The 18,544-nt window shown below is 66.9% G+C and carries 24 protein-coding genes; 10 read left to right on the forward strand and 14 right to left on the reverse strand.

Features of this window, described 5'->3' with window-relative positions:
• Nucleotides 1–163: 163 nt before the first annotated feature.
• Nucleotides 164–1,390: an FAD-dependent monooxygenase gene (locus tag A5789_RS06045; RefSeq protein WP_064901867.1), complete on the reverse strand. Its 1,227-nt coding sequence runs from the start codon at nucleotides 1,388–1,390 to the stop codon at nucleotides 164–166.
• A gap of 416 nt (nucleotides 1,391–1,806) precedes the next feature.
• Between A5789_RS06045 and A5789_RS06050 the strand changes: the two genes are divergently transcribed.
• Together A5789_RS06050 and A5789_RS06055 are read left to right on the forward strand one after the other, a co-directional pair.
• Nucleotides 1,807–2,205 carry a PPOX class F420-dependent oxidoreductase gene (locus A5789_RS06050; RefSeq protein ID WP_064901868.1) on the forward strand — a complete coding sequence of 133 codons (399 nt, stop codon included), beginning with the start codon at nucleotides 1,807–1,809 and terminating at the stop codon, nucleotides 2,203–2,205.
• A gap of 339 nt (nucleotides 2,206–2,544) precedes the next feature.
• Nucleotides 2,545–2,808 carry a hypothetical protein gene (locus A5789_RS06055; RefSeq protein ID WP_063015801.1) on the forward strand — a complete coding sequence of 88 codons (264 nt, stop codon included), beginning with the start codon at nucleotides 2,545–2,547 and terminating at the stop codon, nucleotides 2,806–2,808.
• Nucleotides 2,809–2,888: 80 nt separating this feature from the next.
• On the opposite strand, the gene A5789_RS06060 is transcribed toward A5789_RS06055, so the two are convergent.
• Entirely contained in the window at nucleotides 2,889–4,097 is a 1,209-nt protein-coding gene (locus A5789_RS06060; RefSeq protein ID WP_064901869.1) for an FAD-dependent monooxygenase, read from the reverse strand.
• Between the two features lie 92 nt (nucleotides 4,098–4,189).
• Between A5789_RS06060 and A5789_RS06065 the strand changes: the two genes are divergently transcribed.
• Nucleotides 4,190–4,951 carry a TetR family transcriptional regulator gene (locus tag A5789_RS06065; RefSeq protein WP_064901870.1) on the forward strand — a complete coding sequence of 254 codons (762 nt, stop codon included), beginning with the start codon at nucleotides 4,190–4,192 and terminating at the stop codon, nucleotides 4,949–4,951.
• 105 nt (nucleotides 4,952–5,056) lie between these two features.
• Here A5789_RS06065 and A5789_RS06070 read toward each other — a convergent pair whose 3' ends face one another.
• The 3 genes from A5789_RS06070 to A5789_RS06080 all read right to left on the reverse strand — a co-directional run bounded on the left by A5789_RS06070 (nucleotide 5,057) and on the right by A5789_RS06080 (nucleotide 6,653).
• The gene (locus tag A5789_RS06070; RefSeq protein WP_064901924.1) at nucleotides 5,057–5,395 is read right to left on the reverse strand and encodes a helix-turn-helix domain-containing protein; all 339 of its coding nucleotides are present in this window, start codon (nucleotides 5,393–5,395) and stop codon (nucleotides 5,057–5,059) included.
• A 2-nt stretch (nucleotides 5,396–5,397) separates the two neighbouring features.
• On the reverse strand, nucleotides 5,398–5,781 hold the full coding sequence (locus A5789_RS06075) for a hypothetical protein (RefSeq protein WP_064901871.1): 384 nt from the start codon (nucleotides 5,779–5,781) through the stop codon (nucleotides 5,398–5,400).
• Between the two features lie 116 nt (nucleotides 5,782–5,897).
• The gene (locus A5789_RS06080) at nucleotides 5,898–6,653 is read right to left on the reverse strand and encodes a class I SAM-dependent methyltransferase (RefSeq protein WP_064901872.1); all 756 of its coding nucleotides are present in this window, start codon (nucleotides 6,651–6,653) and stop codon (nucleotides 5,898–5,900) included.
• A gap of 238 nt (nucleotides 6,654–6,891) precedes the next feature.
• Here A5789_RS06080 and A5789_RS06085 point away from each other — a divergent pair, with 238 nt between their 5' ends.
• Nucleotides 6,892–7,779: an LLM class flavin-dependent oxidoreductase gene (locus tag A5789_RS06085; RefSeq protein ID WP_064901873.1), complete on the forward strand. Its 888-nt coding sequence runs from the start codon at nucleotides 6,892–6,894 to the stop codon at nucleotides 7,777–7,779.
• 144 nt (nucleotides 7,780–7,923) lie between these two features.
• On the opposite strand, the gene sigJ is transcribed toward A5789_RS06085, so the two are convergent.
• The 4 genes from sigJ to A5789_RS06105 all read right to left on the reverse strand — a co-directional run bounded on the left by sigJ (nucleotide 7,924) and on the right by A5789_RS06105 (nucleotide 11,658).
• Complete coding sequence (sigJ, locus tag A5789_RS06090) at nucleotides 7,924–8,847, reverse strand: RNA polymerase sigma factor SigJ (protein ID WP_064901874.1); 924 nt, start codon at nucleotides 8,845–8,847, stop codon at nucleotides 7,924–7,926.
• Complete coding sequence (locus A5789_RS06095; protein WP_064901925.1) at nucleotides 8,844–10,025, reverse strand: NAD(P)/FAD-dependent oxidoreductase; 1,182 nt, start codon at nucleotides 10,023–10,025, stop codon at nucleotides 8,844–8,846. The genes sigJ and A5789_RS06095 overlap by 4 nt, the downstream gene beginning before the upstream one ends.
• A gap of 106 nt (nucleotides 10,026–10,131) precedes the next feature.
• Nucleotides 10,132–11,067 (reverse strand): alpha/beta fold hydrolase, encoded by a 936-nt coding sequence (locus tag A5789_RS06100; RefSeq protein WP_082940493.1) that lies wholly within the window; start codon nucleotides 11,065–11,067, stop codon nucleotides 10,132–10,134.
• 48 nt (nucleotides 11,068–11,115) lie between these two features.
• Nucleotides 11,116–11,658: a YceI family protein gene (locus A5789_RS06105; protein ID WP_063015794.1), complete on the reverse strand. Its 543-nt coding sequence runs from the start codon at nucleotides 11,656–11,658 to the stop codon at nucleotides 11,116–11,118.
• A gap of 739 nt (nucleotides 11,659–12,397) precedes the next feature.
• On the opposite strand from A5789_RS06105, the gene A5789_RS06110 reads away from it, so the two are divergent.
• On the forward strand, nucleotides 12,398–12,892 hold the full coding sequence (locus tag A5789_RS06110) for a hypothetical protein (RefSeq protein WP_155525696.1): 495 nt from the start codon (nucleotides 12,398–12,400) through the stop codon (nucleotides 12,890–12,892).
• A 167-nt stretch (nucleotides 12,893–13,059) separates the two neighbouring features.
• Here A5789_RS06110 and A5789_RS06115 read toward each other — a convergent pair whose 3' ends face one another.
• The 3 genes from A5789_RS06115 to A5789_RS06125 all read right to left on the reverse strand — a co-directional run bounded on the left by A5789_RS06115 (nucleotide 13,060) and on the right by A5789_RS06125 (nucleotide 15,041).
• Nucleotides 13,060–13,791: a dienelactone hydrolase family protein gene (locus A5789_RS06115; protein WP_063015792.1), complete on the reverse strand. Its 732-nt coding sequence runs from the start codon at nucleotides 13,789–13,791 to the stop codon at nucleotides 13,060–13,062.
• A 201-nt stretch (nucleotides 13,792–13,992) separates the two neighbouring features.
• Entirely contained in the window at nucleotides 13,993–14,706 is a 714-nt protein-coding gene (locus A5789_RS06120) for a cation transporter (protein ID WP_064901877.1), read from the reverse strand.
• Nucleotides 14,706–15,041 (reverse strand): helix-turn-helix transcriptional regulator, encoded by a 336-nt coding sequence (locus tag A5789_RS06125; protein ID WP_064901878.1) that lies wholly within the window; start codon nucleotides 15,039–15,041, stop codon nucleotides 14,706–14,708. The genes A5789_RS06120 and A5789_RS06125 overlap by 1 nt, the downstream gene beginning before the upstream one ends.
• 115 nt (nucleotides 15,042–15,156) lie before the next feature.
• Between A5789_RS06125 and A5789_RS06130 the strand changes: the two genes are divergently transcribed.
• Entirely contained in the window at nucleotides 15,157–15,492 is a 336-nt protein-coding gene (locus A5789_RS06130; protein ID WP_064901879.1) for a hypothetical protein, read from the forward strand.
• A complete protein-coding gene (locus A5789_RS06135; RefSeq protein ID WP_064901880.1) occupies nucleotides 15,489–15,908 on the forward strand; it encodes a MerR family transcriptional regulator in 420 nt (139 codons plus the stop codon). The genes A5789_RS06130 and A5789_RS06135 overlap by 4 nt, the downstream gene beginning before the upstream one ends.
• Before the next feature lie 308 nt (nucleotides 15,909–16,216).
• Here A5789_RS06135 and A5789_RS06140 read toward each other — a convergent pair whose 3' ends face one another.
• Together A5789_RS06140 and A5789_RS06145 are read right to left on the reverse strand one after the other, a co-directional pair.
• Nucleotides 16,217–16,429, reverse strand: a complete 213-nt coding sequence (locus tag A5789_RS06140; protein WP_064901881.1) for a DUF397 domain-containing protein — start codon at nucleotides 16,427–16,429, stop codon at nucleotides 16,217–16,219.
• A complete protein-coding gene (locus A5789_RS06145; protein ID WP_064901882.1) occupies nucleotides 16,426–17,295 on the reverse strand; it encodes a helix-turn-helix transcriptional regulator in 870 nt (289 codons plus the stop codon). The genes A5789_RS06140 and A5789_RS06145 overlap by 4 nt, the downstream gene beginning before the upstream one ends.
• A gap of 337 nt (nucleotides 17,296–17,632) precedes the next feature.
• Here A5789_RS06145 and A5789_RS06150 point away from each other — a divergent pair, with 337 nt between their 5' ends.
• The 3 genes from A5789_RS06150 to A5789_RS36320 are packed head-to-tail and all read left to right on the forward strand — an operon-like array spanning nucleotide 17,633 to nucleotide 18,542.
• Nucleotides 17,633–17,986: a hypothetical protein gene (locus A5789_RS06150; RefSeq protein ID WP_064901883.1), complete on the forward strand. Its 354-nt coding sequence runs from the start codon at nucleotides 17,633–17,635 to the stop codon at nucleotides 17,984–17,986.
• Nucleotides 17,987–17,989: 3 nt separating this feature from the next.
• Nucleotides 17,990–18,337: a hypothetical protein gene (locus tag A5789_RS06155; protein ID WP_064901884.1), complete on the forward strand. Its 348-nt coding sequence runs from the start codon at nucleotides 17,990–17,992 to the stop codon at nucleotides 18,335–18,337.
• Nucleotides 18,330–18,542, forward strand: coding sequence for a hypothetical protein (locus A5789_RS36320; protein ID WP_146098585.1), 213 nt, complete (start codon nucleotides 18,330–18,332; stop codon nucleotides 18,540–18,542). The genes A5789_RS06155 and A5789_RS36320 overlap by 8 nt, the downstream gene beginning before the upstream one ends.
• Nucleotides 18,543–18,544 lie beyond the last annotated feature (2 nt).

Raw genomic sequence — 18,544 nt, forward strand, 5'->3', positions numbered from 1 at the left:
CGCTCCCCCGCATCGGAGGACTGGGCCGGCTCTGCGGCCGGCCCGAAGTGGGCGGAGAGGCGCTCGCACAACGGAATCAGAGCGGACTCCTCGATCCACGGACCGCTGTCCCACGAGTCGACTACCCCGAAAGCCGATGTGGCACTGGGGCTGCGGCGGGGGCCTACCGGGGTCCGGCAGCTGAGGTGGTCGGCGGTGTGGCCGTGATCTTGGAGTCGGGCACACCCGCGTAGTCGGGCAGCTCGACGCCGTTGAGCGCGCGTTCGATCAGGTCGGCGAACCATTCGCCGGTGAAATCGGGGCTCGGCTCGGAATCGGGCGTGGGGACCTCACGGCTGCGGGCGTGCAATCGGCCGATTTCCTGGTTGGCCTCCACGTACGGGCGCATCTGTTCCTCGTAGCGGGCGAATCCGATTTTCGGGTCCCAGTCGGCGGCCGCCAGTTCTCCGGCCAGCAGGTAGGCGCCGACCAGGGCCAGCCCGGTGCCCTGCCCGGACAGCGGTGAGGAGCTGAACGCCGCGTCCCCGAGCAACCCCACCCGACCGCTGGACCATCGGTCCATCACCACCTGGGCGACCTGGTCGAGATAGAAGTCCGGGCTGTCGTCCAGATGCGCGAGAATGCGCGGAGTCAACCACTCCATGCCGGCCATCCGTTCTCGGAGCAGGCGCTTCTGGGCCTCGACGTCGCGGTAGTCGACGTCGAGGTCGGCGGCGGTGAAGGAGAACATGGCCATGGCCTTGGTGGCGTCGGGGATGGGTCGCAGACCGGCGGACCGCCCGGGCTCCTGATAATCGATCAGCCAGCGCTCGAGCCCGAACTCGTTGGGCACGGTGTAGAAGGCCAGTGCCTGCCCGAGGTGACGGATGAACCGCTCGCGCGGGCCGAAAACCATGGCGCGCAACGCCGAGTGCAGTCCGTCCGCCCCGATCACCAGGTCGAAGCGCCGCCGATCGCCGCCCGCGAAGACGACGTCGACCCCGTCCGCGTCCTGGGTCAGTTCGGCGATCCGATCGCCGAATAGGTATTCGGCACCGTCGCGGGTGTCGTCGTAGAGCACCCGGGACAGGTCCCCTCGCAGAATTTCGATCTCGGAGATGTAACCGTCGCCGCCGTCGTCGTCCGCCCGAAAGGTCTCCAGCACTGTGCCGTTCGCGTCCACGGTGTACGCGCCGGCGGTCTCGGTGCGCGCGGCGCGAACCGCCGCGTCGAGTCCCATCCGCCGGATGACCTCTTTGGTCACTCCGCGCGCGTCCACGGCCTGACCGCCGGGTCGCAGTCCGGGCGCCCGCTCCACCACGGTCACCTCGGCGCCCCTCCGGACGAGCCAGTGGGCCAGCGCGGGCCCGTCGATGCTCGCCCCCGTCACCAACACTCGAGTGCCGCTCACAGCGCCCCCTGCACACCCGTGCCGATCACTGAACGGTTCGTCTGCCCCCGCTCGGGTCCGTGAGTGCCCATCGTTGCCTCCCTGTGCTTGTTCCCGCGCTGGGACGGGCCCAGTGCTGTCGGTATCCAGTGGTGTCGACGGCGGGGCCGCGGAGAATTCATCGGTGCTGCCGAGGTCGCTGTATTCGCTCGGGCGAACGGCCTGTCGAGCTTGTTGATTCGAGCGTAAACCTCTGTCCGCGATGTGGAATCTAGCAGCACTAGACAATCTATCGCGTGAATGTTACTGTCGCTCTAGTCGCTAGCGCTGATAGGTTTCGGTAGGGGAAGCTGGATCGCTCACACTCGGCGCCACCGACAACTCCGGCTGATCGCCGGGGGCGCACCGTGATTCGAGTTCACCGAGGAGTAATCGACATGACCTTCACCACCAACGAGCAGAAGTTCCTCGCCGAGGCCGGAATCGGCCGCCTCGCCACGGTGTCCCCCGACGGCGTCGTGCAGAACAACCCGACCAGCTATCGGGTGAACGCCGACGGCACCATCGACATCGGGGGTATGCGCATGCGCGCCAGCCGGAAATATCGCAATGTCGAGGCGGGCAGCCGCGTGTCGTTCGTCGTCGACCAGCAGGTGTCGTTGGAGCCCTACGAAATTCGCGGCATCGAGGTGCGCGGCACGGCCGTTGCGCTCGACGACGAGGAGCCTCCGTTCGCGCCCCAGGAACGCGCGATCATCCGCATCATCCCCGAACGGATTATCTCCTGGGGCATCGACAGCGGATCCTTCGACTTCACCAGTCGCAAGCCCGAGTAGTCGCTACGGTGTGCGCGTTATGCGTCATCGCAGGACGTGCGCAGTATGGTCCGGCCTTTCGAGCCGGCTCGGCGCCCTACGGGACCGGCATCATGTGCGGGTGCAGCACGGTGCCCGGGGCTCGCGCGAGGTCGTGCCGGCGCGCACTCGGCGCCGCGATGCCGGCACAGGCTGCGGGTAGTCCGACGGGGCACTTCGCCGGTCGATGTCGCGGACGGGCCCGGTTGCGAGGTCCACAGGCGGATGCCACACGCCGCGCCACACCGGACCGATGTCGAACGCCGACCGCGATGATCGCAGAGCCCGTGTAAGAGCGGGACGGGCGGGAATCACGCCACTATGACAGAAAACACATCGGATGCCTCGGAGTCGACCGCCAAGCCCGCCGAGACGGCCGCGCCGGAACCGGATCGGGAAACCCGCGAGCGGGCCAAGAAGGAAGCCGACAGGCTGGACAAGATCTACGAGCCCGGCGCCCGGGCCAGCGTCGTCGTACCCGGTACCGACGGCATGGTCGCCGGTACCGCCTTCGCCGACTCGGTCGACGAGCAGGTCACCGAGAACAAACCACCGGACGAACTTCGCAAGGACAAAGATTCCTGATTCCGGCTGAACTCGGCCGGCGTCGACGAGGGACCAGCGGGCGCGAGGCGAACCGCGATGGCACCGTGCGCCGAAGCGGTTCATTCCGCGATCGTCGCTGCCGGCGGCCTGTAGTCGGGGAGCTGCTCGACGGACTTGGGCGCCATGATGCGTTCCATTCCGGCCATCGATTCCAGGAGCGGCAGGCGGGTGATGAGGTTGCGCACGGCGATGCCGACCCGCGTTTTGGGGGCCATCAGTCGCAGGTTGGGGCCGATCTTTTGTTTGCGGTCGACCAACGGCCGGTGGGCCCGCTCGTACCGGTGAAAGGCGATGCGATGGTCGCCGGCGGCGGCGAGTTCACCCGCGAGCCGATAGGCGCCGATCAACGCCAGTTCGGCCCCGGCGCCCGAGGCCGGAGACGCGCAGTAGGCGGCGTCGCCGACCAGCGCGACCCTGTCGATCGACCAGGAATTCATGCGAACTTGGCCGAGCGTGTCGATGTAGGCGTCGGGATCGGCGAGTACGCCCTGCAGCAATTCCGGCACGTGCCAAGCGTTTTCGCCACGGAACTCGGTGGCGAGCAGCGCCCGCGCCGCCTCCTGGTCGCGCGGGTCGATATCGCGCCGCGGACTGCGGAACATGAGGTACGCCTTGGCCTGTGTGTGGTTGCCCGAGCGGTAGATCCCGGCGAAGTGTCCCGGCGTATTGAAGACCGTCATCCACCGGTCGGGTCCCAACGCCGAGTCGGTGTTACCGAAGGCGAAGTAGTGGTCCATGTGCCGCACGTGGTCGGACTCCGGGCCGAAGGCCAGTCGCCGGACCGCCGAGTGCAGGCCGTCGGCTCCGATCACCAGGTCGAAGCGTCGCGTCGGCGCATGCTCGAAGGTGACGGTGACACCGTCGGCGTCTTGCTCGAGCCCGCGGATGGAGTCGCCGAAGATGTACTCGACGTTGTCGGCGGTGATGTCGTGCAGGATCCGGACGAGATCGCCACGCATGATCTCCGCCTCGGTGCTGCCGTACTTCTCCTTGATTCCCTGCATGTCGATCCGAGCGAGGTCGCGTCCGTCGGCGCGGACGAATCTCATTCCCGCGACGTCGGCCGCGGAATCCCGCACACGCGCCATGATCCCCATCTTCTCGGCCACGTCGATCGCCTGATCGCGGATATCGACCCCTTGGCCGCCGGTCCGCAACCGGGGTGCCCGTTCCACCACGGTGGGCCGAAATCCGTGCCGTGCCAGCCAGTACCCCAACACCTGTCCGGCGATACCGGCGCCGGAAATCAGAATCCGCTCGTTCTTCACCGCGTCCTCCTTGTCGCAAAAATACTGACCATTGGTCAGGTCTCAACGATAAGGTGCTGACCGTCGGTCAGTCAAGGGATAGGATCGGGATCGTGACCGACGATTCGCGTGCTCGAATCCTGCGCACCGCGCTGGTGATGTTCGCCGAGCGCGGCTACCACGCCGTCTCCGTGCGGGAGATCTCCGAGCAGGTCGGACTGACCAAAACGGCTGTGCTCTATCACTTTCCGAGCAAGAGCGACATCGTCGTCGCCTTGGTCGAACCATTGCTCGCAGACACCGAGGCCATGCTCGAATCGGTCCGATCCATCCGGGATCCGGACGCGCGACGGTGGGCAGTGGCCGAAGGGCTCATCGATACCTGGCTCCAGCATCGGCCATTGCTGCGGATACATATGCAGGACCAGGCGCTGTCGGCCGATACTGCCACCTACCGGCGGCTGCGTGACATCGCCCTGACCGCGCAGGCATTGCTCGCCGGCCCCGACGCGGATTTCACCGCCCGGGTCCGGGCCGCGCAGATCTACGCGGCGCTCAGTGATCCGGTGGTGTTCTTTGCCGACCAGAGTGAAAAGCGTTTACGCGCAGCTATTCTCGATGGGGTGCAGCGACTGCTGGGTGGGGCGCCGTCCCGTGTCACTGCTCGCGCGTCCGGGCGGTCCGCCGACATCTCGCGGCGCCGGACCGGTCGCGGCCGACCGGGGGCGATGACCCCCGCGATGGTCGAAACCGCTCGGCGAATGCGCGATTCCGGCGAATGTACCGTCGACGAGATCGCCGCGAGCCTGGGCGTGTCCCGTGCGACCGTCTATCGGAACCTCACAACTTCCGACGACGGCCCGCCCGTCTCATAAATCTATTTTTGATACGTGAAGGCTGGTTCGAGGATTCCGGCGCGACCTCGACGGCCCGGTGCGGTATCCGAATGAGCGTTACCGCTGCCCTCCGGCCCGGAGTGGCTACTCGTCCATCGTCATGCGCCACTCCGTCGCCCATTGCGTCAGCGGTGTGAGTCGCTCGACGAGTGTGCGCCCGGCGCGGGTCAGCCGATAACCCTCGTGGTGTTCGACCAGGCGCGCCTCGGTGAGTTCGGACAGCCGGCGGGTCAGCACGCTCGAGGAGAGGTCGCCGCATGCGGTGCGCAGTTCGCGGAAGGTGAGCGGACCCGGGGCCTGATCGAGTTCCCAGATCACCCGCAGCACCCAGCGCCGCCCGAGCAGATCGAACAGCGCCATGATCGGGCGCCCGGTGGTCGATCCGCGCACCGGGCGCCCCGGACGCGGCGTTTCGGCCGCCACGGTCACGCCGCCTGCGGCGGGGGCGAATCTTCCAGTCGCCGTGCCATTTCCGCGATGGCCGCGCGCAATGCCCGATACGGTCGCAGGAACAGTGTCACGTGGGTCAAGCTGCCGGTCTCGGAGAGTTCTTCCCGCAACACACCCTGGAGTTCCTGGTCGGCGAATCGGGCGGTGAAGGCGAATATCCGTTGCTGCCCGTCGGTCCACTGCCGCGTCTGCTGCACCGAGTCGAGCACCGTCGCGATCGTGGCCAGCAGATGTGCCGCGCGGGCGCGCCCGTGGTAGTCGGCGACCGGGCTCGAGAAGGTCACGCCTTCGGCGAGCAAGGCCGGCAGTTGCGTGGTGTCTTTCGATTGCCACACCGGCAGGATGAGACTTTCGACCATGCCTCTATTTTAGAGGCATGCTGGGGTGGGTGCCAGTCCCTGCGCGCGGGGATCCCGGTCGAGAATCCGGGCATCGTCCGGACATCCAGGACTGGCCGCGCCCGAGGCTGCGGTTGTCAGTCGGCGTGCAGGACGAAGAACAGGAAGCACAGGAATCTGTTGTCGGTGCTCTCGCCGAGCACCTCGGGGATCAGGTCGCGGGCGGCCGGCAGGGCCGGGGGTTCGCTGATGACACCGATGCGGAATCCCGCAGCGGTGAAGGCGTCGGTCATCGCGTGTAATGGCCGGTCCCAGAAGCTCAGTCGGGCGGTCCGGCCGCCCATGGTCCATTCCTCGATCCGGTTGCGGACCTCGAAGTAGTTGGTCGGGTCACCGGCCAGGCGCTGCCCGAGGAAGTTGGCGAAAGGATGCTCGACCGAGACCAGGAGTCTGCCGCCGGGGACCAGCACTCGTCGCAACTCGGCGAGAGTCGGTCCCCAATCTCGCAGATAGTGCAAGACCAGAGACGCGACGACATCGTCGAACGCGTCGTCGGGAAAGGGCAGCGGATCGGCCAGGTCGGCGACTCGCACATCCGCGTCGGCGCCGAGGTGCTGCCGGGCCTGCTCCAGCATCCGGGCACTCGCGTCGATGCCGGTCACGACGGCGCCACGGTCGCGCAGCGCGGCGAACAGGAGACCCGAGCCGCAGCCGGCATCGAGGATCCGCCGCCCGGACACATTCCCGGCGAGCTCCACGATCGCGGGCCGGTTGTAGTACGCGTGCAGGAGGCCGGTCTCGTTTTCGGCCGCATACCCCCCGGCGATGCTGTCGTAGCCGCTCACCGCGGCCGGATCAGCGGTGAATGCATGGCCTTCCGGAATCGAAGTCATGCGCCCCATCCTGACATGTCAGGGGTATGCGCTGTAAAGCCTTGTGAGCCAATCACTTCGGATGGCCTACGATCCCGCGCGACGCCCTGGAAGAGCGCCTTCTGCCGGGACCGGTCGCGTGAGTCGTGTTGCGAACGCCATGGCGCCGGCCGCGGTCGAGGACGAACCGCATGTGAAGCTCCGGAGCGATATCGGGGATCGCGTGACCGGGGCCGGGTGGGTCTGAAAGGGTCGCCCCATGAAGATCGGTGTCGCACTTCCGCAGATGGCTCCCGGCTACGGGCCGGGTACGACGCTCGATTGGGCCCGGCGAATCGACGCGGGTCCGTTTTCGAGCGTCTCCGTGGGTGAGCGGGTGACGTTCTCGAATCCGGAGATGGTCGCGACGCTGGGCGCCTGCGCCGCGGTCACCGAGCGAGTGCAGGTCCTGGCGAACCTCTGGGTGCTCCCACAGCATCCGATGGCGATGGTCGCCCAGCAGATCGGCACCCTCGACCAGCTCGCGAACGGCCGTCTCGAGGTAGCCGTCGGCGTCGGCGCTCGCGAGCACGACTACCGCGCTCTCGGCGCCGAATTCGAGCGACGGCACCAGCGACTCGACGACAAGGTCGCCGAGCTGAAGTCACTGCTGGCCGGCGAGCCCCCGTTCGAGGGCGCGGACCCGATCGGGCCGGCGTGCGTGCAGCCGGATGGGCCGATCATTCTCGCCGGCGCGATGGGGCCCAAGGCGATGTGCCGGGCGGCGCGGTGGGCCGACGGCATCTCCGGCTTCAGCATCTCCGGCGACGCCGAGGAGATCGCCAAGGTAGGCGAGCTCGCCGACCGATGCTGGGCCGAGGCCGGTCGTACGACGCCCCCGCGCAAGGTCAGCGGCTGCTTCACCGCCTTGGGCGTCACCGACGCGTCCGACGCGCTGCGCTCCTTCACCGCCCGCTACCTCGGCTTCCTCGGACCCGACCTGGCCGACATCGTCGCCGCGTCGGCGCGGGCGTCGAGTCCCGAGGCGCTCGCCGGCATTCTCGACGGCGCGGAGCGGGCCGGGTGCGACGAGTTCATTCTGGTTCCGGCCGTCACCGACCTGAACTTCCTCGAGGTCGCGTCCGAGGTGGTCGCCACACGGCCTTGACGCGCGAAAGGTGCGCAAATCGTAAGAGCGCCAACCGGAACCGGGTGAACGGATATCCCTGCGCCACTTGGCAGAGTGGTAACCGACCGACGTGGACGAACCGAGCCGGCCGTCCCGCCCAGGATGGGCGCCGGCCGGGGCGCGTTATGGCCTGTGCACGGTCGGGTCGCTGCGCGTGACGGCGCGCGGGACCGCGAGGGTCGCGAGTTTGTCCGGATTTCGGATGATGTAGAGGTTGGTGATCCGGCCCTCGGCGCTCTCGAGTAGGCAGGCGGCCTCCTGCCGATCGCCGTCGTAGATCGCGATCGCAGGGGTGTGGTTGTAGGTCGCCGACTCGAGCCGCAGGCCGGGCACCCGTCCGACCATGTGGAATACGTCGATCACAATGGTGGCCACATCCTGCGCTCCCCGCGCCCGCGGGCCGGCCGCGCTGACCTTGCCTCCGCTGTCGGTGGTGAAGGCGACATCGGGTGCGAGTAGCGCCAGCAGTCCGGACAGGTCGCCGGTGGTCGCCGCGGCCAGGAACCGTTCGGTGAGATCGGCGGTGCGGGCGGAGTCGACAGGCCCGAATCGGTTGCGTCGCGCTTGGACGTGGGCACGGGCACGGTAGGCCATCTGGCGCACCGCGGTCGCGGATTTGCCTATCGCCGAACCTATTTCGTCGTAGGCGAAGCCGAATACCTCGTGCAGCACGAAGATCGCGCGCTCATCCGGAGTGAGCGTTTCGAGCAGCACCAGCATCCCCATCGATACCGATTCGGCGAGCACCACATCGCTGACCGCATCCTGTTCGCTGATCAGCAGCGGCTCGGGCAGCCACGGACCGACGTAGTCCTCGCGTCGGCGGGAACCGGCCCGTACCGCGTTGAGAGCCTGCCGAGTCACCAGTTGTGCCAGATACGATTTGGTATCCCGCACGATCGCGAGATCCACCCGGGACCAGTGCAAGTAGCTGTCCTGGAGCACATCATCGGATTCCGTCGCGGAGCCCAGGATTTCGTAGGCGATCGTGAACAACAGCGGTCGCAGCAAGGTGAACCGCTCGGCGTGTTCGGTAGTGGCGGTCATCGCGTGACGTTCTCCGCCGCCGGCAGCGGGTGCCGGTTTCCGGCACCCTTGTAGATCGAGAGCGAGCCGGGTTTGCGGGCTTCCTTCCGAATTCCCGTCACCGCACCATTACTCGCCGCCTCCTTGATCGGGACACCCCAGCGACCGCCGAGGTGAAGTTTTCCGGCCGTGTCGTCACGGTGGGTGAACTGCACCGCCGCGGCGCGGCGGCCCAGGCTGATACCGGTGCCGATGAACCCGATGTTCAGCACGCCGGGACGGGTGCCGGCGATGCGTGCCAGGACGGTATCGGCGGCGTGCAGACCCAGCGGCGCGGCGGCCTGGCAGCTCATACGCAGCGGCCGGCCCGAGGGTGCGGCAGCGTCACCGGCCGCGATGATGCGATCGTCGCCCACGCTGGTCAGTGTCTCATCCGTGAGTAGCCGGCCCAGCGCATCGACGGGCAGGCCGCTGTCGGCAGCGAGATCCGGCACACCGAATCCGGCGGTCCAGATCGTGAGAGCGCCGGCCAGCACCGTGCCACCCGCCAATGTCACCGCGTCCGGCCACACCTTCGCCACCCGCGCATCCTCGAGCACCTCGACCTGGTTCGAGGACAGCCATTTCAGCACCGAGCGCCGGGCAGGTTCCCGGAACGTCGGCGCCAACCGGCCGCCACCCACCAGCGTGACGGCGCGGCCCTGATCAGCCAGTTCGGCGGCGGTTTCGATGCCGGTGGGACCGCCACCGACAACGGTGATCCGGGCATCCCGGGCCAATTCGTCGATCGCGGTCCGCAGTCGTTCGGCGTGCTCCCACTCGCCGATAGGGTGGGCGAATTCGGCCGCGCCAGGTACGGAGGTGGGCGAGTCGGCGGTACTGCCGACGGCGTAGATCACGTAGTCGTAGTCGAGAACACGCCCCGATGCGAGCAGCACAGTGCGGGCACCCGTGTCGATGCGGGTGGCGCGGTCGACCAGCAGCCGCACGCCGTTGCCGAGCAGCGTGTCGTAGTCGAGGGCGGCATCGCGGGTTCGGGCGACGAACTGGTGGAGCCGAATACGCTCGACGAAGCGCGGACGGGGATTGACGAGCGTGACGGTCACGTCCTGGCGTTTGCGCAGCCGGTTGGCCGCCATGACGCCTGCGTATCCGCCGCCGATGACGACGATTTCGGTGGTGTCGCTGTGATCAGTCATGCCCATCAGACACCGGAAACGCCCACGACGTAACACGGCGTGACACGCGTCACCTCGCAACAGCCGGAATCGCATCCTCATCCCCGGTGCCCAACTCGTCCGCGGGCTAGTGCGGGCCGAAGAATTCGGTGAGGGCGGCGGTGACCATGGCCGGATCGTCCTCGTGGACATTGTGTCCGGCGCCGGGGACGATCCGCAGCCTGGACGTCGGGATCAGCCGCGCGAGCGGCTGGGCCTGCGACGGATCGACGACACGGTCGTTCTCACCCCACAGGATCAGCGTGTCGGCGCGGACCTCGCTTGCCTCCCGCTGTACGGCCGCCAGATCGAGGTGTCGAGGCTGCTTCCACATGGCGGTCCGATTCTCCGGACGGCTGAGCGGGGCCCAATACGTGTCGGTCAGGTCCTCGGTGAGTATTTCCGGATGCGCGTAGGCGTCCCGCAGGCTCGCTCGATAGATGTCCCTGGTCATCACCGATGTGGCCAGTTCGCCGATGACCGGCTGCCGCATCAGTTGCATGTTCGCGTTGAGCCGGGTGTCGAGGACCAGCGGCGCGAGCAGTGCCAAACGATCTACCTGTTGCGGATACCGTGCGGCGAAATCCACCGCGACGGAACCGTTCAGGGAATGTGCGAGGACGGACGCACGTGTCAGCCCGACCGCGGATACGAACTGGCGCAACGCATCCGCCATGGCATGCACGTCGTATCCGAAGCCGGGATCGTGCAGCGTCGTGTACCCGGTGCCGGGCGGATCGACGGCATAGACGGTGTGGTCTGTGGCGAGCGCCGGGATGATGTCGCGGTAGGTGTACGACCATAGGGTCCCGCCCGGCAGCAGGATGAGCGGCGGTCCCTCGCCCGCTTTCCGATAGTGGAACCGCGCCGCCGGGGTGTCGGCATACAGCCATTCACCGGGCGCCGGGTCCGTGCCCGGATCGGCCCGGGCCGGCGCCACCATACCGATCACCAGCAGGACCGGCGCCGCCACGAGTATCCACCACCGCCGGCGTCTCCGCTGTGGTGCCCCATCGGACCTCATCTACCTTCTCCTTCTCTTGCTATGGTGGACAAGCGTTTCCGCTGTCGCTCAGGACCGGCGCACCGCGACGACGTCGAATTCCAGGGTGACCTTCGGGCTGACCATGCCGACGGCCGCCTTCCAATGCACGCCCCAGTCCTTGCGGTCGACGGTGGTGCTGCCGGTGAGGCCGAGCCGGACGATCCCGCGCGTATCGCGTTGCCTGACAGTCGATTCGAAGTCGACGGTGACGGGTGCGGCGACGCCGCGGATAGTCAGGTCGCCGGTGGCTCTGAGGATGGTTGCGCCGGTCTGTTCCACCTCGGTCGGAGTGAAGGTGATGGTCGGGTGGTCGTCTGCACCGAGGAACTTCTTTGCCACCAGATCGTCGCGCCGCTTGTTACCGGTGTCGAGGCTCTGTGCCCGAATTATGAGCTGGGCGTTCGACTTCGACGGGTGGTCACCGTCCAGGTGCGCGTTGCCCTCGAACTCGCCGAAGCTACCGCGCACCCTCGTGGACATCGTGTGCCGGGCGATGAACCCGATTCGGGTGTGCTCGGTATCGATGACGTAGTTCCCGGTCAGTTCACTCGACTCGATGTTGCTCGTCATGGTTTGTCCTGTTCACTGGTTGAGTGCGGCTGGTCGTCGACGCCGCCACGCCGGCGGCGTAGCCGCTGCCGATCGCCACGACTGTGGGCGAATGCCGTTGTGTTCGGGCACGCCCACGCGACACCGCCCACGACTGCGGGATAACACATTGTGATGCGAGTCATAGCTTCGCTGGGCCGGGATGACTGCCCCCAGTTGGTTTCGGCATGTCCGAGTCGTGGGGCGAGTTCGCCGGCGCGATATGCGGCATGACAGGACGTTCGTTGCCCGTCACCGCTGAGCTGGTTCGGTTCGCTCGCGGAGAGTGGCGATATCGCGGACCCCACCGTGTACGCGACCGTGGCGCGACTGTGCTGCGGACGTCGAACCGCCTGTGGACCTATCTCAGCCCCGCCGAGCAGATCGGCCCCGGCGAGCGCACCGCCCGCTTCCGGGTGGGCGGAGACCAGCCGGTCCTCGACCGCGACGGCCGCAGTCGTATCTCGTTCGAGACACCGCCGTCGCATTACTCGACGAGATCGAGACTCCTCGCTTCGCGCAGCGGCGTTTCACCGTCGGCTACTGAATCCGCAGTCCGCAAGCCCTTCCGAAGACGCGGCCAAGGCAACGGTAGTGCGCGTGCGAACATGCTCGCGCACAGCCGCTTCGGACCGAGCCGCCATCGACCAAGTGACCCCGCAAGAGCGCCCGCCGGCACCGGCGATCGAAAACTGATGCGCCACTTGGCAGAGTGTCGTTCATGACGCCGAGCGCCCTTTTCTTCCAACTCGGAACCGAGTACAGACGACGGGTTCACCTGTCGCTGTGCGAGGATGCGCTGCCGACCTGGATCGGTTACGTGCGGGAGAAGCCCAGCGCGCTACGCTATCGCGACTCGGTTGTCGGAATGCGGCACCACGTGGATGTCGAGCTTCCCGCCGATGCCCTTCGCTCTGCCGGGGCCGGTGTGGATCTCGCGGATGTCGGCAACCGGTATCTCGAGCCCATCACCGCGCTGCAAGACGATGATCTCGCCTTCCCCGACCCGGTCGAGTTCGCCTACTACGCGATCTACAACTGTTTTCGCAAGTACGTCGGTGGTGACAACATCGAAGATTGGCTGATCGTCAACCAAGCCTTGTCGGCTCACGACAGCGACCAGGCGGCGCCGCGTTTGACGCGAACGATCAACGACATCACCCGGACCCCTCCCGCTAACCGACCGACGGCCTCGCATGATTCGCGGGGATGCTGACCCGACCGGCGCCGGCCGGTCGGGTCAGCTGCGAGCTCCCGTCATCGTGGCGGCAACCTCGATGAAAATCGCGGAAAACCGCATAGGGCGGTGCGGTGTGCACGGTTATGCGCAGCGACATGCCGACGGGACCGCATGGGGTGCAGGTCGAGAGACGCTGCGCGGCATCACTTCATATGCCGTGCGAAGAACTGGTCTCCGTAGTCTCCCTCGAAGTGCGGGACGCCGGTGTGCCCGCCCATGTTGGCGTGCAGCGTCTTTTCCTTCGAGCCGAAGGCGTCGAACAGGTCGAGGGCCTGCTGCCGATCGTTTCCTTCGTCGTCCCACTGCAGCAGGACCAGCAGCGGGATGGTGACCTGCCGGGCCTCGTCGAACATGCTGCGGGGCACGAAACTTCCGGCGAAGAACACGGCAGCCACGATGCGTGGCTCGACGACCGCCAGCCGGAGCGCGATGGCGATCACCCCTCCCGAGAACCCGACCGGCCCGCCGATCTCGGGCAGCGACAGGAGGGCGTCCAGGGTGGCCCGCCATTCCGGTACCGCCTTGTCGACCAGCGGTAGGACGAGCCGGTCCACGATCTCGCCGTCGACCGGTTCGCCGGCCTGAACCGCCCGGCGCAGATCGGCGCGGGCCTGCTCGGCGTCGGGGGAACGCGGCCGGTCACCGCTGCCGGGGAGTTCGATCGTGGCCGCGGCGTAGCCTTGCGCCACCGCGCGCCGGGCCCGGCCCGCCAGACGGGGATACATCTTGTCCAGTCCGCCGGGATGGCCGAGCAGGATCAGCGGTGTGGGTGCGGGGGAGGATGCCGGCGTCCACAGGATGCCGGGGATCTCGCCGAGGGTGAACCGGCGTTCGAGGACGTCGTCGTCGAGACGCTGTTCCGAGGTGAGATGCATGGTCGTGCCTTTCGGGAGTGCTTTCGCGGCGCTCCCGGACGACCTATCGCCCGACCGTGACCCCTGAGGGGAGCACCCATGTCGATACTGCGTTCACAGGTACCACCTCCTCGTTCTCTTGCACGGCTCCGGGAAAGGTAGCAGTGGTCCCGGTTGTCCGGCAACAGGTTTTCGCGGCGATGTGCGGCTACTTACACGCGATCACGGGTGCTCGCAGTCGCAGGTGTGGTCGTCGGTCTGGTGCGGGCCGAGGGCGGCCGGGGTGGGGCAGCAGGTGTCGCCGCGCCAGGCGTTCACGCCCTCCTTCGCCGCGATCAGGGCGATGACCAGTGCGGTGATCGGATCGGCCCACGACCATCCGAACAGGGCGTTGAGTAGTAGACCGACGAGCAGTACCGCGGACAGGTAGGTGCAGAGCAGGGTCTGTTCGGAGTCGGCGACCGCGCTGGCGGAGCCCAGTTCGCGACCGGCGCGTCGCTGCGCGGCCGACAGGATGGGCATGATCACCAAACTGACTGCGGCCAAACCGATTCCGATGGGGGAGTGGCGAGCTTCACCGATTCCGAGCAGGCCGCGGATCGAGTCGACGGTGACGTAGAGCGCGAGTGCGAAGAACGAGAACGCGATGATGCGCAGCGCGATCTTCTCCCGGGCCTCCGGGTTCGGTCCGGCGAACTGCCACGCCACCGCGGCCGCGGAAGACACCTCGATCACCGAATCCAGTCCGAATCCGATCAGCGCGGTCGAGGACGCCCGGCTGCCCTCGGTGAGCGCGATGATCGCCTCGATGACGTTGTAGGAGATGGTCGCGGCCACGAACCAGCGGATCCGCCGCGCCAGCACGGCACGCCGCTGCGACGACGGGCCGGCCGCCACGGTCGACGGCACACCCGGCATACCCAGCGACTGCGACATCAGCAGCAGCCCTCGGTCTCGGCGGCGGGGCAGCAGGCCGGATCGACCGCGAGCACCAGCCCGAGCAGGTCTTCGAGGGCGGCGGCGATGCGGTGGTCGGCAAGTTCGTAACGGTTACGCCTACCCTCGGGGACCGCTACGACCAGCCCGCATCCGCGCAGGCACGCAAGATGATTGGACAGAATCTGGCGAGATACCCCGATCTGCTCGGCCATCTCCGCCGGATAGGCCGGGCCGGTGCGCAGGCTCAGCAGGATCCGGGTGCGGGTCGCATCCGACAGGGCGTGCCCGAAGCGGGCCAGCGCGTCGGTGTGGCCCACAGGCAAGGTCTGCATAACGCAAACGGTACATCGAAATCTGTATACAGAAAAGAGTGGATTATCGCCGTGTGGTCTTCGGGTGAATCTCGAGCTTGCATCCGGTACCGGGGTACAGGCTTACCGTCGAGATATGACGATTTCTCCGGTTCAGGACGACTGGGTGCCGCCGGCATGCACCCTGCCCACGGCCGAGCAGCCGATCCGGGTGGCCGAGTTCGATCGGTTTCTCGCTGAGGCGGTCCGTGCTGTTCGTCGACCGGGCCCTCACCGGCTCGACCTGATTCTCGCCGCCGATGCCGAGCCGCGGGCCCGGGACCTCGCGGCGCGGGAGAGTAGCTGTTGCTCGTTCTTCGCGTTCGACTTCGGCGCCACCGAGGAAGGTTCAGTGCTGAGTATCGTTGTCCCACCGGCCTATACGGCGGTGCTCGACGCATTCGCCGCCCGCATCACCGGCGGTGCGCGGTGACCGGGCTGCGCACCGGCGAGCTCGCGGCCGCGGCCGGGGTGAACACCCAGACCCTGCGGTACTACGAACGCCGCGGCCTGCTGGCCGAACCGCAGCGCACCCTCGGCGGGCACCGCCTGTATCCGGAGGAAGCGGTGACGGTGCTGCGGGTGATCAAGGCTGCCCAGCGGCTCGGGTTCACCCTCGACGAGGTCGCCGACCTGCTCTCCGGTACCAGCCACCACCGGCGCGATGCCGGATTGCGGACCCGTGCGCGCGTCAAGCTCGCGGAGGTCGATGCCGAACTGGCCGAACTCGGCGCGGTCCGCGACACCCTGCGTGCCGCGTTGGCCGCCGGGTGCGAGGACCTGCTCACCTGCAGTGAGACACCCTCCTGCCCAGTGCCTTTCGAGCTTCCGCCCGATTCCGGTACTTAGCGGACCGGTAGGATCGACAGTCGCGAATGCCGACACGACGATGCCGCGCTGACCACCTCCATCGGCGCTGGGGCAGTGTTACGTGTAGACCGTCCGAGCGCCCCCGCGGTGGTACTGGACGCGGGATCGGCCTGGAGCTCGCCGAGAACCGGTGCCGGTGGCAGCGAGAACCGGTGCCGGTGGCAGCCCGCCCTGCTGTGCCAGCAGGACTGTGGCGCAACACGTTTCAGACTCGCCGAGACATGAAACAGGGATCCGTGCGGAATCACCGACTGCGAGCCGCCCGGCCGACTCGCTTCGCCGATCGACTACGCCTGTGGTTGGGAGAACCCACCGTTCAGCATCGTGTCGGTGAAGGCGTCCCACTCATCAGCGGTGAAAACGAGGGCAGGGCCGTTCGGGTTCTTGGAATCGCGGATGCCGACCATGCTGCCATCGAGGAATGCGACCTCGACGCATTCTCTCGTGGCGGTGCTTCGGCTGCTCTTGAACCATTTCGCGCCGGATAGATCAACCGTCATCGCAAATACTCCTTCGCTACCTGTCGCAACAAGGCCCTGCTGGCCGACGCATCCAGGGAGGCGAGCTGCATCTCCTCGTATGCTCCAGCGTACCGGCGGACGGTAGCCGATTTCTCCAAGTACAAGTTGCCGGTGAAGGTTTCAACATAGACAACGGTGCGCGTGCGGTCGTTGAACCGCAGAACGACGAAGGCGCCCACCGGATCACCCAGGGGGACTCCGGAGCTGAACGGAAGAACTCGGACCTCGATGTTCGTGCGGGTGCTCATATCCGCGACGTGGCGAATCTGAGAGCCCATGACTTTGGCGCTTGCGACGCTCCTTCGGAGCGCCCCTTCGTGAATCACTGCCTGGAGTGCGGCGGGACGCACCTTGCGAGTGATGAGCAGCTGTCGTCGCAGCTTCAGCCGAAGGCGACGCTCGATTTCCTCCTCGGGAGCGTCGGGCAACGCGGTGCGCATCAGCGCCCGGGCGTAGTCCGGGAGCTGTAGTAGGCCGGGAATCAGGTCTGGTTGGTACGTGGCGACTTCCTGTGCTCCTGTTTCCAACCCCACATAGATATCGAAGTCGGCCGGAATCAGATCGTCGTACTCGTGCCACCAGTTCTGTGTATCGGCCTGCTGGGCAAGGCCTTTCATCGCCTCGACCTTCTCCTCATCGAACTCGTACAGCCGGCAGTACGCCTCGATCTCGGGAACCGACAGCTTCTGGGTGAGCCCCTTCTCGATACGCATCAACGTGGGTGCCGAGCGTCCGATATGTGCCGCGGCCTCGGCCAGGCTCATGCCGGTTTCCTCCCGGGCCTGCCTGAGGTAGTAGCCGAGCTGGCGTTTCGGCAGGGACAGCGGTTCCCCGCGTTCGGCCATCGAATGCCCCTTTCTATGCGTTGCGAAGTGAAATGGTGCCTCTGGATTCCTGTAATCCGTCCTGGCGCTTTGCGGCACTTCCGGCGGGATTTCATGTCGCGCACGCGGACCAGGCCGGTCGATGGTGTTCTGGTGCTGCGACCACGACCGACGCGAAAGCATGACCGCTCCTGCGGTCGGCACAAACAGAGGAACCTGACGAATCGCTAGTGCGGCTACAGGTGGAGTGCGCCCCCTGTGCCACGGCTACCGCACATGATAGCCGAGTCGTACCCGCCCGGCGAGCGCCGGTCGTGAATTGCGTTCCAGCCCAACGCTATCGAAGGAGATGCCACCAGTGCCGTACCCGCCGATCGACGAGGATGCTCTCCTCGCGCTACCGGATATTTGCGATCTCTCGCAGATCGAACTGGCCCACGATCTGATGCAGCATCACCGGAACTGCCGTATCGAACTGTGCGCGTGGAAACAGGTTGCCTATCGGACCCTGGTGCATGTCCGGCGGATCGAGCCGCCGCGGTTGAGCCCGCGCGAGCGTGCGCATCGGCGCGACATCGAATTCCCGGTCGGCAGTGACGTTTCCGGTCTACCGCGACAGTGCGACGTGCCGATCGAAACCTTCCAGCAGGTGCTCGCCGGGCTGAGCGAACTCGCGAACGATCTGTACCCCAACACCATTCGTGACCGGTGAGCGATGGGAACGTGGAACGCCCTGTCGAGCGTCGTCACGGTGCTGGCGGGGTGCGGCGTCGTGCTGCTCGCTGTCGGATGCTTCTGGCCGAGCGATGATTCTCCGCGTTCCGGGCACGTCGAGCGATGGAACGGCGCGAACTCCGGGTCGCCGATCGCTCGGCTCACGGACTGGAGCTGTGCCCCGCCCGCCCGGTCCTTCACTACGGCCGAGGCTCACCACTGGATGCAGATGCATCGCGATCACGATTGCCCGCGCAAGCGTGAGGCCTTCGTCGCGCTGGTCGCGGCCGGTCGCATTCGTCCCGATTCCACCCGCCCGAACACCCTCAGGAGCGACGACGATGAGTGATCGTGAGACGAATACCTCGGCAGCGCAAGCAGATCCGATGCCGGAACGCATTCCCGAGCTCACCGCGCGCGCCGAAACCGCCGGCTACGTTCTCCTCCGCAGCGTCCGCCCGCAACCGGAATGGAAACTGCTGGACAGGGAAAGCGGGGAAGAGGTCTTCTGCACCGCTGAACTGAACGCGATCGAACAATGGCTCGATTCGTGATC

Source organism: Nocardia sp. 852002-51101_SCH5132738, assembly GCF_001665695.1.
Classification (GTDB): Bacteria; Actinomycetota; Actinomycetes; order Mycobacteriales; family Mycobacteriaceae; genus Nocardia; species Nocardia nova.

What these genes read in the sequence shown, in the direction of transcription:
- A5789_RS06055 (WP_063015801.1), top strand. Translation starts at nt 2,545, where the DNA reads ATGACAGAAAACACATCGGATGCCTCGGAGTCGACCGCCAAGCCCGCC.
- A5789_RS06105 (WP_063015794.1), bottom strand. Translation starts at nt 11,658, where the DNA reads ATGACGAGCAACATCGAGTCGAGTGAACTGACCGGGAACTACGTCATC.
- A5789_RS06140 (WP_064901881.1), bottom strand. Translation starts at nt 16,429, where the DNA reads ATGACGGTTGATCTATCCGGCGCGAAATGGTTCAAGAGCAGCCGAAGC.
- sigJ (WP_064901874.1), bottom strand. Translation starts at nt 8,847, where the DNA reads ATGACCGCCACTACCGAACACGCCGAGCGGTTCACCTTGCTGCGACCG.
- A5789_RS06125 (WP_064901878.1), bottom strand. Translation starts at nt 15,041, where the DNA reads ATGCAGACCTTGCCTGTGGGCCACACCGACGCGCTGGCCCGCTTCGGG.
- A5789_RS06080 (WP_064901872.1), bottom strand. Translation starts at nt 6,653, where the DNA reads ATGACTTCGATTCCGGAAGGCCATGCATTCACCGCTGATCCGGCCGCG.
- A5789_RS06130 (WP_064901879.1), top strand. Translation starts at nt 15,157, where the DNA reads ATGACGATTTCTCCGGTTCAGGACGACTGGGTGCCGCCGGCATGCACC.
- A5789_RS06050 (WP_064901868.1), top strand. Translation starts at nt 1,807, where the DNA reads ATGACCTTCACCACCAACGAGCAGAAGTTCCTCGCCGAGGCCGGAATC.
- A5789_RS06100 (WP_082940493.1), bottom strand. Translation starts at nt 11,067, where the DNA reads ATGAGGTCCGATGGGGCACCACAGCGGAGACGCCGGCGGTGGTGGATA.
- A5789_RS06145 (WP_064901882.1), bottom strand. Translation starts at nt 17,295, where the DNA reads ATGGCCGAACGCGGGGAACCGCTGTCCCTGCCGAAACGCCAGCTCGGC.
- A5789_RS06085 (WP_064901873.1), top strand. Translation starts at nt 6,892, where the DNA reads ATGAAGATCGGTGTCGCACTTCCGCAGATGGCTCCCGGCTACGGGCCG.
- A5789_RS36320 (WP_146098585.1), top strand. Translation starts at nt 18,330, where the DNA reads ATGAGTGATCGTGAGACGAATACCTCGGCAGCGCAAGCAGATCCGATG.
- A5789_RS06110 (WP_155525696.1), top strand. Translation starts at nt 12,398, where the DNA reads ATGACGCCGAGCGCCCTTTTCTTCCAACTCGGAACCGAGTACAGACGA.
- A5789_RS06075 (WP_064901871.1), bottom strand. Translation starts at nt 5,781, where the DNA reads ATGGTCGAAAGTCTCATCCTGCCGGTGTGGCAATCGAAAGACACCACG.
- A5789_RS06095 (WP_064901925.1), bottom strand. Translation starts at nt 10,025, where the DNA reads ATGACTGATCACAGCGACACCACCGAAATCGTCGTCATCGGCGGCGGA.
- A5789_RS06120 (WP_064901877.1), bottom strand. Translation starts at nt 14,706, where the DNA reads ATGTCGCAGTCGCTGGGTATGCCGGGTGTGCCGTCGACCGTGGCGGCC.
- A5789_RS06155 (WP_064901884.1), top strand. Translation starts at nt 17,990, where the DNA reads ATGGGAACGTGGAACGCCCTGTCGAGCGTCGTCACGGTGCTGGCGGGG.
- A5789_RS06115 (WP_063015792.1), bottom strand. Translation starts at nt 13,791, where the DNA reads ATGCATCTCACCTCGGAACAGCGTCTCGACGACGACGTCCTCGAACGC.